The 13,831-nt window shown below is 64.9% G+C and carries 13 protein-coding genes; 3 read left to right on the plus strand and 10 right to left on the minus strand.

Going from position 1 to position 13,831, the window contains the following annotated elements; all coding sequences use genetic code 11:
* Positions 1-23: 23 nt before the first annotated feature.
* The 9 genes from ACWF94_RS02250 to ACWF94_RS02290 form a co-directional block, all read right to left on the minus strand.
* The gene (locus tag ACWF94_RS02250; RefSeq protein ID WP_453483840.1) at positions 24-545 is read right to left on the minus strand and encodes a hypothetical protein; all 522 of its coding nucleotides are present in this window, start codon (positions 543-545) and stop codon (positions 24-26) included.
* A gap of 18 nt (positions 546-563) precedes the next feature.
* Positions 564-1,229, minus strand: coding sequence for a hypothetical protein (locus ACWF94_RS02255; protein WP_453483842.1), 666 nt, complete (start codon positions 1,227-1,229; stop codon positions 564-566).
* Entirely contained in the window at positions 1,222-2,673 is a 1,452-nt protein-coding gene (locus ACWF94_RS02260) for a type IV secretory system conjugative DNA transfer family protein (protein ID WP_453483844.1), read from the minus strand. The genes ACWF94_RS02255 and ACWF94_RS02260 overlap by 8 nt, the downstream gene beginning before the upstream one ends.
* Before the next feature lie 406 nt (positions 2,674-3,079).
* Positions 3,080-3,529, minus strand: coding sequence for an XF1762 family protein (locus ACWF94_RS02265; RefSeq protein WP_453483846.1), 450 nt, complete (start codon positions 3,527-3,529; stop codon positions 3,080-3,082).
* An 85-nt stretch (positions 3,530-3,614) separates the two neighbouring features.
* A complete protein-coding gene (locus ACWF94_RS02270) occupies positions 3,615-4,982 on the minus strand; it encodes an ATP/GTP-binding protein (protein WP_453483848.1) in 1,368 nt (455 codons plus the stop codon).
* 4 nt (positions 4,983-4,986) lie between these two features.
* Positions 4,987-6,483: an SCO6880 family protein gene (locus tag ACWF94_RS02275; RefSeq protein WP_453483850.1), complete on the minus strand. Its 1,497-nt coding sequence runs from the start codon at positions 6,481-6,483 to the stop codon at positions 4,987-4,989.
* A gap of 31 nt (positions 6,484-6,514) precedes the next feature.
* Entirely contained in the window at positions 6,515-8,014 is a 1,500-nt protein-coding gene (locus ACWF94_RS02280) for a hypothetical protein (RefSeq protein ID WP_453483852.1), read from the minus strand.
* Positions 8,015-8,078: 64 nt separating this feature from the next.
* Positions 8,079-8,882, minus strand: a complete 804-nt coding sequence (locus ACWF94_RS02285) for a hypothetical protein (protein WP_453483854.1) — start codon at positions 8,880-8,882, stop codon at positions 8,079-8,081.
* Positions 8,882-9,208: a hypothetical protein gene (locus ACWF94_RS02290; RefSeq protein ID WP_453483856.1), complete on the minus strand. Its 327-nt coding sequence runs from the start codon at positions 9,206-9,208 to the stop codon at positions 8,882-8,884. Before ACWF94_RS02290 ends, ACWF94_RS02285 begins: the two co-directional genes overlap by 1 nt.
* A gap of 403 nt (positions 9,209-9,611) precedes the next feature.
* Between ACWF94_RS02290 and ACWF94_RS02295 the strand changes: the two genes are divergently transcribed.
* Genes ACWF94_RS02295 through ACWF94_RS02305 form a run of 3 tightly spaced genes read left to right on the plus strand, consistent with a single transcriptional unit; the run spans position 9,612 to position 11,773 of the window.
* Positions 9,612-10,754, plus strand: a complete 1,143-nt coding sequence (locus ACWF94_RS02295) for a peptidase M23 (RefSeq protein ID WP_453483858.1) — start codon at positions 9,612-9,614, stop codon at positions 10,752-10,754.
* A 28-nt stretch (positions 10,755-10,782) separates the two neighbouring features.
* Entirely contained in the window at positions 10,783-11,574 is a 792-nt protein-coding gene (locus ACWF94_RS02300) for a hypothetical protein (RefSeq protein ID WP_453483860.1), read from the plus strand.
* 10 nt (positions 11,575-11,584) lie between these two features.
* Positions 11,585-11,773, plus strand: coding sequence for a hypothetical protein (locus tag ACWF94_RS02305; RefSeq protein ID WP_453483862.1), 189 nt, complete (start codon positions 11,585-11,587; stop codon positions 11,771-11,773).
* A 924-nt stretch (positions 11,774-12,697) separates the two neighbouring features.
* On the opposite strand, the gene ACWF94_RS02310 is transcribed toward ACWF94_RS02305, so the two are convergent.
* Complete coding sequence (locus tag ACWF94_RS02310; RefSeq protein WP_453483864.1) at positions 12,698-13,786, minus strand: tetratricopeptide repeat protein; 1,089 nt, start codon at positions 13,784-13,786, stop codon at positions 12,698-12,700.
* Positions 13,787-13,831 lie beyond the last annotated feature (45 nt).

Consider the following 13,831-nt stretch of genomic DNA (forward strand, 5'->3'; position numbering starts at 1 on the left):
ACCTGCTCGTCGGTTCATTGGGGTCAGAGACTTCGCCCCCGGGATCGCAGGTCCTCAACGCTGGTCCCGAGGAGCCGCAGGAAGGACGGCGTCATGTAGTCCAGAACGCGGCGCAGTTGGTCGTCGTCGAGGTCGTCCAACTGGAGGCTGCCGTCGATCAAGCCGTCGGCGGTGGTCCCAAGCCATTCGGTCCGCTCCTGGACCCGCCGCACTCGGGCCTGGAACTGCTCGTCGCTCTCTTGCAGACCGTCGTCCGCGTCTTCTGCGGATTCTGGTTCCGGTGGCAGCCGGACGATCTCTGTCAGGACGGCGTCCTCGGCTTCGGCCTTGAGCCGGCCGAGTCGGCCGACGCGCTCCTCATGAGTCTCGTCGACGGGGGGCTGGTCCTTGGTCACCAGGTCGTCCCACAAGTCCCCTACCTGCTGCTCCACTTGCTCACCGAGGTGTGTGAAGAATGCGACCGGGTCGGGGAGCGCTGCGTGGCGGGCGGGGAGCCATCTCCGCCAGTAGGCGCGGGCCTCGATGCCGTAGCGGTTCATGGTCATCGGTCTTCTCTCCTTGTTTCAGGCGGTCGGATTGCTGGGGTTGTCTGTATCCGGGGGGCTGTTCGAGCGTCCGTCTCCGCTGGCCTTGTCCCTCGGCTTGCTGCCGTCCGCCGTGCCGTCGTAGGCGGTTGCCTCGGCGGCGAGAATCGTGTTGCGGTAGCGGATGTCCGCCCATGTATCGCGGTGCCGTTCGCGGTGCTGGCCGGTCCGGCACGTCCCGAGCCAGAGCCGCCCGATGCGCTCGATACCCCGTGCGAGGGCGTCTTGCCACAGGTACGGCGCAGCGCCGGCGTCCTCGCCGACGTTGTAAGCGGACTGGCGAGAGGTCCACAGCGCGGTCAGCTCTTCCACGACCCCGCCGTGCAGCCACCAGCAGTGCCTGGGCAGTTGATCGTTTGTGACCTCGTACCGGTCGGCGAGCCAGATGACCCAGGACACGAACCGCGGCCACAGCTCCTTCGCTTCCTCGCTGTTCAGGGCATCCCAGTCCACGGGCGCCCCGGGAATCCGCTCTGTCACTCCCGCTGCGCCCGATGCGCCTGCTGTCAGGGGGATGCCAGATGCGCGGCTCTCCTCAAGCATCTTGACCCGCTCGCCGAGCAGGACCTGTTCGGCGCTGAGAGAGACGACCTCCTCGGTCACGGACCTCAATGCCGCGAAGAGGTCGTCAAAGCCGCTAGCCACTGCCGCCTCCCTTCGACAGTCGTGTCCGGCTGGCGACCATCGTGCGTGCCCGACGGTCGGCCTCCTTGATCTCGTCAGCCCGTGGCCCTTCATGGGTGCGGACAAACTTGGTGAGAACGGCTGATGTCCGGCGGTGGATGAGGAGCCCGTGGCGCTCGGGAACCTTGCGTATGTCCGCTGGTTCGATGACAGCTCTGCGCCGGACCGACGTGGACACCGAAATCCGGCCTCCGTCATCGGAGACGGACTCGACGTCTTCGTCGAACTCGCCGGCGAGGGAGCTGTAGGACTTGAGTTCCTCCGGATCTGATATGCCGCCGAGGAAGATTTTGAGAGTGCCGCTCGCGAACATCTTCCGCACACCGAGCGGGCCCCATCGGTCTTCGGCCTGTGCATAGCCTTGCAGCACGGCCATCACGAAAATGTTCTGAGATCCGCTGACGCTCATGAGGTTGGGGATCTCAGGTAGTGGAGCAACGTTTGCCAACTCGTCGAGAAAGCAGCCCAGGGGGGTTTCGAGGCGCCCGTTCGGGCTGCGGGCTGCGATCCTCTTGGCCGTGTCGAACATGGCCTTGGCAAACGCGGCGTTGAGCGGGGCCAAGGCGCTTCCCTCCTCGTCCTCGCCGATGAGGAAGAGGGTCCCGGACTCGGTGAGATACTTTTCGATGTCGAAGACCTCGGCATCTGCTTCCGGGGCAAAGATCGCGGCGACCTTCTCGTCGTAGAGGGCGATGAAGGACTGTTCGGCCGTCCGCCAGGTCGCCGAGCGCTCCTCGTCGGCAGCCGCGTGCTGTCCCGCCAGTGCCGCGGCCAGAAGGTGCTTGCCCTTGGCCGCGAGCAGGTCGACGGCCTCGCGGTTGTCGGGATCAGTGGCCCAGAGCAGTACATCGATCGCCGGCCGCTTGTGCAGGGCTGCGGCATGCAGCCAGCAGGTTATGAGCGTCTTCGCATTGAGGGCGAAATAGCCTCCGTTTCTCGTACCTTCCTCAGTCTTCGTCGTGGCCGCAAGGGTTTCCGCCCGTTTACGGGCAACCTGGTACTCCTCGCAGCCTGCGGAAATCGGCCAGCGCAGTTGATGGGGCCACCCGGACAGGCCGGTCGGATCGAGCACCCAGACCGGGCCGTGTTCTTCACGCAGGAGTGCGGTGCTGTAGACGATCTCGGCTTTGCTGCTGGTCGCCAGGACCGTTCCCCTGAATTCCAGTATCTCGGGCAGGATGATCTGTGACGTCTTTCCTTCACGAGGCGGTGCAACGAGAATGGCGGATTCCTCGATGGTGATCCATAGATGTACATCCGACGGTGTTGCGCATCCGGCGTAGACGGCAACGTCCCGGATCGATACGCGAGGGTTCCATTCCGTCATTCTTGGTCGTAGCGAGGCGGCGCGAGCCAGGGCTTGCTTCTCGCCCATGGCCTTCTCCAGTTCCGCACGTGTCGCCATTCCGTCCGCTCCGTCGGCGCCGCGGTGCTTCCACCACCAGTAGATCCTCCAGATCGTGAAGGCTGCTCCCCCGAGTGCGACCAGGAAGCAGGGCCAGAACGCCCAGGGACCGCCGACTCCGGAGCCGGAAGGCCACGCGTGGGCCGGGTCCCCGGGCCGGCGGACGACAGCGACTGCGGCCTGGCCCACTGAGTCCCAGCCCACGGCGGCTGGCCGCCCGTGAGCGACGACCCCTGAGAGGAAGGCGGTCAGCCAGAACACCGCGGTAAGGACGAACACCGTCACCATCGGTAGGATCCAGACGGCGTCCCGTCCGAGTCGGAGGCGCGCAGCGGTTCTGGGTGTCACCGCACGGGGCATCATGCTGCCCACCCTCTGTGCTGAGTTGTCTCAGGGCTGCCGGGAATCACTCGGCCTCCCACAAGGTGCGGACGACGTATGCGCTGTCACGGGTCCTACGGGGACGCGAAGGAGTGTGCCAACCGCAGCGAGAGGGGCGCTGGGCGACGACTCTCCAGCCGGCTCCACGCAAGCTCGCGCCGCTCTCGCCGAACTGGGTGTAGGAGATCAGCCGGGTGTATCCGAGAGCTCGGGTGGCCCGCCACGCGGCGCTGTACAGCAGGGAGTTCGCGTTGCGGGCTCCATCGCTGCAAGTGCGGGTGACTTCGAGGGTGGCTCCGTCGTCCAGGTGGCGCGCGACAGGCCGCCCGACGATGGCGACAGCGCGAAGAATTCCGGTCTCGTCCGCAGCCCCGACAGCAAAGACCTGGCCGACGGGCGGCGGATGGTGACGGTGCCACTCACGGACGAATGCCGCGGCATCGCGGAATCGCACCGGCACCAGATGCAGCCTCATCCGGCACCGCCTTGGACCTGTGCCCGAACACGGGGCCCTGGGAGACGTCCGGGGGCGGGGTGATTGTCGACGCTGCGGGGCCGCCTCATGAGGGCACTGCCCGTGGCTGCAGTGGGATCATGGGGAGGCTATTCGTGAACTCGGCGCTTTTTTGCGACATTCTCCGGTTGGTATCGGTGAGACGGATCTCCGTTGCAGTGCGGATGTGTTCGACCAGATTGATTCGTGACCCGACTTGCCATACCGCGCGCCCCGGCGCGCATACATTCGCACCGTCCGCCAACGCTCGCATTGCCCAGACAGTCAGGCCCAGATAGTTGGCCGTCGTCTCCGCTTCTTCGCGGTCCATGTGATACAGCACCCGCGTCGCCGTCAGTTTGAGAATGGCGCTCGCTTCGGGCGCCTCTTCCAGGACAAGGTCGGCGAGATGGTGGAGTACGGCCCAGAAACTCAGCCCCAGACGTCTGCCGTATCGGATCAGTTCCTCGAAGAGTCTGGCGACGGGGCGGTGGCTCAGAATGTGCCAAGCCTCCTCAACGATCAAGGTCCGTTTGATGTTGTCTCCCGGCTTGATCCACCCGAATCGGATCCACGGGCCTATGACGGCCATGAGCAGCGGCATGGCCGCGCCTTCGCGAGGCAGGCGCGTCAGATCGAATACGATCAGGCGGGCGTCGAGATCGATTCCGCTGCTTGTGGGGCCGTTGAAGAGGCCCGCCAGTTCGCGATCGGGGTTGCAGAGTTCGTCCAGCGCCAGGGCTGCTGGCTGTCCCCACACCACGAGTTCTTCGGGACTTATCTGCTGTTGGCCCAACCGTGCTTCGCCGGGCGCGGTGAGTGCATCCAGGACGTCGGAGAGGATCACCACGTGCTGAGGTATACGGGTTCGGCTGATCGCGGCCCTGTGCGCCTCGGCGAGTGCGAACCGTATCTGCGAACTGATGGGACCCCTGATGAGGATCTCCATCATGCTCACCAGGACTTTGGCCTGGTGTTCGGGCGGGATGCGAGGGTCGAGCGGATTGATCCGGACTCCCCCGGCTCGGTCCCCGTTGCCGTAGACGAGGCGGATCGGCTGAATGCCCAGTTCCCTGGCGATGCCGTCCCACTCTCCAGTCCCGTCCTCCCCCTGGGCGTCCAGAACACAGAAGTGGCGGTCGCAGAACCGGAGTTGCCGGAGGACGTAGGTCTTCTCCAGCGCGGACTTCCCGTATCCGGACTTGCCGAGGATCAGTGCGTGTCCGCTGGGAAGGCGCACCCGGGCCTTGGGGTCGTACAGGACGAAGGGGTCGTAGATGTACGCTTTGCCGCTGTACGCCTCCCTGCCGATGATGACGCCGCGCGGGTCCATGCTGGCGGCCCCGACGGCCGGATAGAGGCCGCAGGCGTTGCTGGTGGTGGAGCGGATGGCCCGTCGTCGTGTCTGGGTCTGAGATCGCAGCATGTCCAGCATCGCGTCAGCCCCCGTTCCGGAAGAGCCCGGCCGCGAAGGGCAAGGTGTTGGCGAAGGCCCGGTAGTGCTCCTTGTCGGTCCACTCCAGACGGATTCCGGAGCGGGAGGCCGCACTGCGGACGGTGTCGCCGTCCCGGCGCAGTGCCTCGCCATCAGGGGCCGTGACGGTGATCCACGCGGCCATGCGGATGCCCGCTGCTCCAGACGCAATCTCGTACATGGTCCCCAGCGACGCCTTCTGAGCCTTCTGCTCGCGCGGATCCTCGATCACTCCGGCGCGCTTGTCCGCCTGTCCGAGTTCGTTGGTGGCATCCGCCATGGCCTCCGTGATCGCTTGATCCGTCGGAACCAGGTCCATCGTCACGCTGACGGAGAAGACCACGCCCTGAACGTAGAGCAGCACCGGCGCCAGGAAATTGATCCCGACGGGGAGGACCGGCATCTCTTTGATCCATGCCGTGCGTGAATACCAGCCCGGGGAGGTCTCCCAGCTGCGCGACACCAGATGGCCCGTATCGCGGGCATCCAGTTCAGCCGGCCAGCAGGTAACCCGGTCCATGCCTGTGGTGTCATCGATCCAGTGACTGGGGTCATACCCATGGTGGATATATGAAGCCAGACCTGCTTCGTCCAGGTTGCGCACATGCCGTAACTGCCCGCGGGAGAGCTGGCGGATAAAGTTCTCCAGCTCCTTACCGAGAGCGATGCCGTAGCCGACGTGCAGGGTGTCATAGCGTCGGGCCTCGGCGACCAAGTCCATGGTGTACGGGATGCCGAGGACGAGTATCAGGCGCCGGTCCTCGGACGTGACCGCGACGTGCCGGATCAGCTCCTGGTACGAGGCTTCCAGCCAGGCGGGTGCCTCCGGATCGGCGCGGCTGGCGGCGTCGCGCGCGTGCGCGTTGGGATCGGTCGGGATCACACGTGCGATCCACTGAAGACGGCGGATCCTGCCGCCTCCGTCGGCCGTGGCCCTGAGCAAGGACTCGTAGGCTCTGATGAGCGATTCCTTGTCCTCGGTGTCGAGCGATCCGAAGTCCCGCATCGCCTCCACCTCGATCGCCGCCGTGAACATCAGTTCGTGCGGCTGGAGGAGGATCGCGATCTCACCGAAAGCCGTGCGCGCACTGATCCATTCCATGTTCCGGGGGACACCGGCAGGAACGTCGACAGCTACCCGTCGCCCGGTGACGTGGCGGCCCGCGTACGGGGCCCGCGATCTGTAGAGGAGCGATCCGTCGCGCAGCAGGCGGCGGTACGTGCGGGTGATCTCGAACCACTTGAGAAAGGTGCGCCCCCGATAGGGAGCGAGAACGGCCCATGCACACGGACCGGCCAGCGAGGCGAAGCAGACCACCTTGAGCATGGTGCTGCTGACCAGCCACGCGAGTATCAGCCCGCCAAGGAATCCCGCGGCGAGTACGACTTGCTCGTCGCCCTCCAGCTTGCGGCCGAGGAGACCCCGGGGCCTGGGGCGCGGGAAGACAAAGGTGCGGGCCATCAGCTGACTCCTTCCTTCCGTGGTGGTGGTGTCACCGCGAGTCCTCGTCCGCCGTCGGCAGATCATCCGAGGACTGTTCGGCGGGCATCTGGGCTGGGGGCCAGGACGACGGCGGCGGAGGCTCGTCGTCGCCTCCCGCGGCCGCCGGACCGCTGCCGTCTCCGGCGGGCGCGGGACTGCCTCTGTCTCCTGGCGCGTCTTCCCCGCCGGTCGCGGCAGTGGAGTCCGGGCCTGATGCGGCACCGCTCCCTGGGCCGTCTCCGGCGGTTGTATCGCCCGCCGCCCCGGCCGACGCATCTGGGGTACCGGAGGCATCGCCCATGGATCCGCTGGCCGCCTCCGTGCCCTGCTCAACCGCCTGTTCGCCCTGCTCCTTGGCGGAATCGACGCCCTTCTTCGCGGCAACCGCTGCCGCACCGACTCCAGTGGTTGCAGCACCAGCCTCAGCGGCTTCCGCACCGTCTCCACCCAGGTCGCCGTCTCCTTGGGCCGGGTCGCCTCCCTCACCTCCGCTTCCGCCTCCAAAGCGCGAACTGAGTTCTCCGAAGCTGTCTCCCATCTGGCTTCCGACATTCTGGGCACTGCCCTGCATGCCTTCCTTGGCCTGTTGCATGCCCTGGATCTCATCGCCAACGAGTGGGAGGAACTTCGCAAGCTGGAACGGAAGATAGAGGGCCAGCCAGAAGAGAGCGATGGCGGTGAAGGTGGTGGCGAAGCTCTGCGTCACGGAGGGAGTGCTCGCGTCGCTGACGAGCATTCCCGAAGCCAGATTCAAGGTAGTGAAGAGCACGTACTTGCTCGCGATAATCCCGCACATGACGCCGACCCAGCGCTTGACGTGATTCCACAAGCTTCTGTCGACCAGGCCGGAGAAGACACTCGTGCCCAGAACGAGTCCCGCTAGGATCAGCGCGTTCCGGACGATCAGCTCCAGCCAGACTCCTGCGATAGCAGTCAGGAGCGTCAGGGCGAGGAAGATGACGATAATCGAACCACCCGGGATGGCCAGAAGCACCCCCATGGCGGTGGTCACGGTGACCACCATGTCGGCGGCGTCCGAGGCCACCGGCATGAGCATCGCCTCAGCCGCCTCATCGAACAGTTGCACAATGTAGGCGATGCCGGCGGGGGCCAGAGCACTGACGGTGACGGCGATCAGCAGAAACCCGATTGATTCACCGAGGGCTTGCAGAGGCGGAACGCCTTGAACGGCTCGCTTCGCCACGGCCAACAGCCAGAGGATGAGAGTGAGAACGGTGGAAGCGGCAAAGGCCATGGAGTAGGCGCGGAGAAATCCCGGGTCCTGCCAGTCGATGGATGTCGTCGACAGCAGGGCCTTGATCATCTGCGTGAACAGACTGGTGACGGCGTTGTTGAAGAACTGGGCGATGTAGCCCAGGGGGTCACTCATGAAGTCGACGGCCTTGTTCGTGGACTCCACGACGCCGCAGACCTTGTCCGCGAAGGGGACGTTCTTGCATGTCCAGTCACTGAAACCGTTGGCCTCAGCCTTCTGTCCTGCGCTGAGCATCACATGCAGAGTCGTCGTAAGCCCTACGACGATGAGGAGCCGCACGCGCAGCCGGAGTGCTATGTCAGCCCGCATAGGGAGGCGCATGAAAGTCCCCGTCCGCCCGGCGGAACTCTTCGACAGAGCTGGGTTCGTTGCCGCCGTCGTCGAGAGGAGTGGGCCCGTCCACCGAACTGACCGCCGTCAGTTTCCAGTCGGAGTTCTGCCACTGGAGGGTCAGCGTGTATGTGGTCCAGGAGGCGGCGACCGGGAGCGGCGCGCTCTTGTCAATGACGCCGACGAGTCCGGTCATCCAGACGGACACGGTGGCAACTTGGTCGGAGTAGCTGATGGTCTTGGTGCCCATGGCCGCGGCGCGCGCCACCAGCTCGTCCTGGTTGTCGGTCGTGACGCCGAGCGCCAGGAGGACCTGCTTCATGCCCACGTCGTCGTTGCGCATCAGCCTGTCCCGTGACTCCGTGGCGGCCATCGCGGCAAGGATCTTGCGACGAGTCGACGGGTCCGTGAAGTACTGCGCCGACGACCGCGCGATCTGGTAATTGACCGCGGCCCGGACGGCTCCGGCTTCGGAACGCGCGTAGCCGACCGGGACACCGTCGACCTGTTCCTGCTCCGTCACGGCTCCGTCGCCGCCGGCTCCCTGAGCGTTCTGGCCGGGGTCGGCGCTCCCGGAGGGCGCGGCCGGGGGCACGCCGCGTGATTCGCCGCTGCCGTCGCCGTTTGACGATCGCACCCCGATGGCCACGGCGAGCAGGAGCGTGAAGACGCCGCCCGCTATGACCATTCCCCGCCACCACGGCTTGCCTTCGGGGTTGGAAGCAGGGCCTTCGCCACCGAGTACGCGGGGACCGCGTGGGTTGGCCGCCATCAGATTCCCAGTCCATACACGATGGTGAAGATGGTCGCGAGGGAGGCGACTGAGAAAGCGCCGATCAGGCTGCCGCCGACCTCCTTCTTCCCCTTGCTGACCTGTGCGGTGTCGTGCTGGCCCTCACCGACTTTGATGTGGAAGGCGCCAAGGGCCGCTCGGCCCAGCAGGGCCACGATCACACCAGCCATGATCGCCTGCACCACCGTGCGCGCGGTTGTGCCCAGCGCTTCGAAAGGCCCCCACTCGGGTGCGATCCCATCGACCAGAGTGCCGATGTCTCCGTTCGCGGCAAGGACCACCACCAGTTCATGGGAAGCAGACATGCCACTCCTCTCTCCCCGTCGCGGAGCTGACCTAGAGCACGGTTCACACGCGACACAAGCTACCCACATCAAGCCTTGACAACAAGTGTTTATGCAACTCTTCAGCCTGTTGGCCGGATCCAAGGGGTCCCGCGCGCCCACGCTCTGTGCCACCCTCGCATCGCGGAGCCCTTGGCAGCCACGCGGCCGAACTCTCGACTTCACAGAATCGTCCCAGGTGAAACGGCATGACTCTCCTTCACCTCACTGTAGATCGAGGGCGGCGGGCGCCTTCGGGCGGGATCGAGGGATTGCGCTTGCCCGCTCACGCATTCGGCGCCGCGCGATGGCTGGCTGCTGGCCATCTGGCCCTGAATGCTGTTCACTGAGAACATCCATAAACATATGTTGACGCTGGAGTGAGGTGGTCATCGTCAAGAAGACCGCTCTCGTCGTTCTCGCCCTGGGCTTGACGGTGTTATGCCTGTGCGTGCTTCTCGTGTCGGCAGCGTCGGGCCAGTCTCAAACTGTCCAGACCTGCGAGGGGCTCCAGGCGGTGGGGAACGGCCGGGTCGGCGACGCTGCGGGCGGCGAGCCTGTGCTCTTCGAGGGAATCGAGCGCCCCACCGGGACTCAAGTGGTGGTCCCGCTCCGCCCTGAAGGGAGCCAGACGGCCGCGCGGTGGAGCGCTCGGCAGGTTCGCAATGCGTCAACCATCACCAACGTCGCTCGAAGCAGGAAGCTGTCACCCCGGTCAGCAGTGATCGCGGTCGCGACCGCGATGCAGGAATCCACACTGGAGAACTTGCGCAGTGGCGACCGCGACTCAGTCGGGCTCTTCCAGCAGCGGCCGAGCCAAGGGTGGGGCACGGTCGAGCAGTTGACAGATCCCATCTACGCGGCAGGAAAGTTCTATGACTCCCTCGTCGCGATCCCCGAATGGCAGACCAGACCGCTCGCCAGGGTCGCCGGGGCAGTCCAGCGCCCAGCGGGCGAACTGGTACGCGAATACGCCAAGTGGGAACAGGCAGCAGGCGCGCTCGTTGCCAAGACCTGGGGAACCCACGCCGTGACCTCGATCTCCACCGGCTGTGACAGCGATGAGGCCGAGGGAGCGGGCAGCGACCCGGCAGCGGAGTTCACTGTCAGGAACCCTCGCACACCTGCCCAAGCCATCGCTGCCGCGCGCAGGACATCAGGCAAACGGGGTTGGTACCGCATGTGCGACAACTTCGTCGCCCAAGCGTACGGCTATGGATTCTCCGGCTCAGAGACCGCCAATGTGCACTGGAACCGGCTCGTCGACGGGGGCCTCGCGCACCCCGGTGACGCCAACCCGCCGGCTGGCAGCCTCCTCTTCTACGACACGGGGGAGGACGCGGGGCACGTAGCCCTCTACCTGGGGAACGGCAAGGTCGCCAGCAACGATGTCCTCGATTCCTACCGGGGCGAAGGGAAAATCGTGATCGTCAGCCGGAAGGATCTGACCGCAGGCAAATGGCGCCTGCGCTATCGCGGCTGGACACAGCCGGGATTCCCCAGTGCGGGAGGCACCAGCACCATCTGACTGACCCGGAGAGGCAGGTACCACGACCATGACCGGCGTCGTACATGTGCGCATCGCGACCGACGGAATGACCTTCATCGATGACGAGTACTTCGCGCCCACTCCCGGAGTCCCGACCAACGCCGCTGTACTCGCCCACCTTCAGTTGGAGGCCGCCGCCCGGCAGGCACCAATCCATGCGGCCATCCGAGACGATCAGGCCGCGTACACCACCGACATCCGGGTAGCTCCGGACGGAACCAGCCAACCGGCCACGGCACCTGCCCCACACGCCACAGCCGCACCCGAAGGCCACACTCGGCCGACCGGAGGATCAGCGCACGGGCAGCGGCTCTCCCCCTCGGTCCCCACCCCACCTGATCGCCCCTACGCCCTGTTGTCGGACCCATATCGCACCCGGCTCCAAACAGTCTGTGCGACCGCCAACCACAACAAGTTCGCCGCAGCGGCCCGCGAAGCCGACCAATTACTCACCGAGTTGACCGCACGGCACGGCGCTGACCACCTCTATACCCTGTCCGCCGGCCACGTACGGGGGGACATCGCTTGGCTTGCCAAAGACTACCGATGCGGCTGGAAGAGCTGGAGCTACCTGGCCAAGGTGTGGAACCAGCACCTGGGCCCGCAGCACACCAGCACCATCCTCGCCGTGGGCAACAGCGTAGGTTGCTGGCATCGCCTATCGCCAGGCGAAGCTCGCGCCACGGCCCCGCAACTCCTGGCGCTCCTCCATAGGATCACGATCCCTGGCAGTGACCAGGCCCTTAAACGGATCCATCACCGGCGGAGTCAGCTTACCCAAGCCTCGAAGATCGGATAGGAACCAGCTCATGAACCCCAGCACCGCCGGACGCACGATCATCTTCCTCCTTCCGTACGTACTCCTCCTCGGCGGGATCCTCGCCGCGGGCAAGGTGGCGGGAGCACCAGGCGGCACAACCGCCGTCTTCCAAGCCCTCGGCGTCGCTACTGTTGGAGGCGTCTGGGTGTGGCTTCGCGCTCGCCGGAATCACCGATAGCGCGGCGATAGGGTGGTCCGCACTGTTGGCTGCCTGAACAAACCAGCCCATCTGAGTGTGATGTCGCCCCGACTACCCGTTCTCAGACGATGGGAGGTTCCCCGTGCAAATCCGGGTGCATGCTGATCGTTTCAGGAATGAGGTTCGGAGACGTCTCAAGCAGATGCTGCTGCAGGCGAGTTAGAGCAGCGCGAGGTGGAGGTCGGCGCCTATCTAGTGTTCTGACCGGGAAGGTTCGCCGGGCCGGCGGTTCCAGCGGTTGGATGTCCGGAGACGTCCGATCCGACCGTTGGGGGTGTGGTGGCTGAGCCTGTCCGTGTGCGCAGGTTGACCGACCAGGAGGGGCAGAAGCACCTGGTTCACCCGACCTCCCGAGCTGGAGCCCACCGTCGCCGCCACGGATCCGCCGACCGCCACGCCGACGGGACCGCCCGAGAGGGGCTCGGGCGAACACCGCCAGCCCCAACAAGCCAGGCTGGACATAGGCCGTTCGCACCGTGCGGGCCTGGCTCGATCCCTGGACGACACTCCAACGCTGCTGGCGCGCCTGGAGCAACGCACCACCGTCACCCGAACCCCAAACCCCGATCAACACAGTCGGCGCAGGCCACCCGCTTGATCTCTACTGCCTGGTTTAACAAACCACCGCTAGTGGCGGATAGTCGTTTCAACTGGTGGAGCCAGGCGGTTGGGTCGGCCGCGCGGTGAGGTGTCTGTCGTGACAGACTCTGTTCTGCGCGGCCTCCCGCCGAACCGGACATGACGGTTTCCCAGTCGTCCGGCTCTCCAGTGACTACGGCGTGAGTGTTCTGGCTGGCGGCTTCGACGAATCATGACCAAGACCTTCGCCACCGCGACCGTCGACCGACTCCTGCACCATGCCCATGTTTTGGTTACCCAGGGTGAATCCTTCCCGGCAGGATCTCATTCCGGCCTCAAAAGATCTCGCATTTCCATCAATTCGTCCTGAGGGGCGTTGAGCCGCTCGGCCGCTTCTATGACTGCAGGAATCTCAGGCTCCCGATCGTGGTCATAGAGAAAGCGCGCATAGCTAACCGCTGCCACGGGGTCGCCGCCTTCCATTCCAGTGCGAAGGTGTGACTCGGCCGCTTGAATATCCCCGCGGTCATCGAAAATTACGGCAAGATTCAAGTGAGCATGAACTTCCCCTTCAACTGCGGCTCTCTCATAGAACTGCACCGCGTCATCAATTCGACCTTGGTCATGCAGCCATCGCGCGTAAGGGAAAACAGCGCCGCTTTCTTGTCGCCTGATGGCTGAAATGAACCACTTCTCAGGATCGCCGTCAGAATCGATTACGTGACCAGCCAGCATTTCGGCATGCGCGAGGTGGGATCCCGTCACATCGCGCTCAATCGCCAAGCTAATGAGACGGTTAGCCTCTCCAAAATTTCCCACTTCTGCATACGCTTTGGCGGCGAGCGGAAGCACTGAGAGCACCCCCAGGTTGATAGATTTTTCGAACCACGGAACAGCAGCCTGCGGCTCTCCTTTATCCATTGCCATTCTTCCGATATTTCCGGGGGCTAGATGGTCGCCCGATTTCCATGCGCGCATCAGCAGTTCCTCGGCCTCGTCCAGGCGTTCATCATCGTCACTGAGGAAGCACCCGAGGTTGTTCAGTGCGCCAGCATCCTCTTCCTTCACGGCGGCTCTGTACCACTTTTCAATCTCGACCCGGGATGCATTGCGTTCATATAGAAGATCCGCCAGTTGCAAGGCTGCCCCGGGACTGCCCTCGCGCGCCTGGGATAGAAAAAGGGATTCAGCCTCGTCTGGATTCCCCGCTGCGGTGAGGAGCTCGGCAAGCATTCCACGTGCTTGAGGGTTGTTAGGCGACGCTTTCTCCAGGATTCTCTTGGCTGTGGTGCGCGCGCCGACACGCCAAAGACCATCAGCGGATCCTGTCGTGATCGTCTGCAGCCTGCGTTGCCACCACGATTCGGACGGTCGGACTCTCCGCTTGCGGCTGTCTCTCATCGGCTGGTTCATTCAGGTTTCCTCGATACCTAGGGCCGTGTCGCCCACCAAGCTCTG

Source organism: Streptomyces sp. NPDC055078 (assembly GCF_053607985.1).

Coding starts and splice junctions, on each gene's coding strand:
- ACWF94_RS02250 (WP_453483840.1), bottom strand. CDS start 545: ATGACCATGAACCGCTACGGCATCGAGGCCCGCGCCTACTGGCGGAGA.
- ACWF94_RS02260 (WP_453483844.1), bottom strand. CDS start 2,673: ATGGCGACACGTGCGGAACTGGAGAAGGCCATGGGCGAGAAGCAAGCC.
- ACWF94_RS02265 (WP_453483846.1), bottom strand. CDS start 3,529: ATGAGGCTGCATCTGGTGCCGGTGCGATTCCGCGATGCCGCGGCATTC.
- ACWF94_RS02270 (WP_453483848.1), bottom strand. CDS start 4,982: ATGCTGGACATGCTGCGATCTCAGACCCAGACACGACGACGGGCCATC.
- ACWF94_RS02275 (WP_453483850.1), bottom strand. CDS start 6,483: ATGGCCCGCACCTTTGTCTTCCCGCGCCCCAGGCCCCGGGGTCTCCTC.
- ACWF94_RS02280 (WP_453483852.1), bottom strand. CDS start 8,014: ATGCTCAGCGCAGGACAGAAGGCTGAGGCCAACGGTTTCAGTGACTGG.
- ACWF94_RS02285 (WP_453483854.1), bottom strand. CDS start 8,882: ATGGCGGCCAACCCACGCGGTCCCCGCGTACTCGGTGGCGAAGGCCCT.
- ACWF94_RS02290 (WP_453483856.1), bottom strand. CDS start 9,208: ATGTCTGCTTCCCATGAACTGGTGGTGGTCCTTGCCGCGAACGGAGAC.
- ACWF94_RS02300 (WP_453483860.1), top strand. CDS start 10,783: ATGACCGGCGTCGTACATGTGCGCATCGCGACCGACGGAATGACCTTC.
- ACWF94_RS02305 (WP_453483862.1), top strand. CDS start 11,585: ATGAACCCCAGCACCGCCGGACGCACGATCATCTTCCTCCTTCCGTAC.
- ACWF94_RS02310 (WP_453483864.1), bottom strand. CDS start 13,786: ATGAACCAGCCGATGAGAGACAGCCGCAAGCGGAGAGTCCGACCGTCC.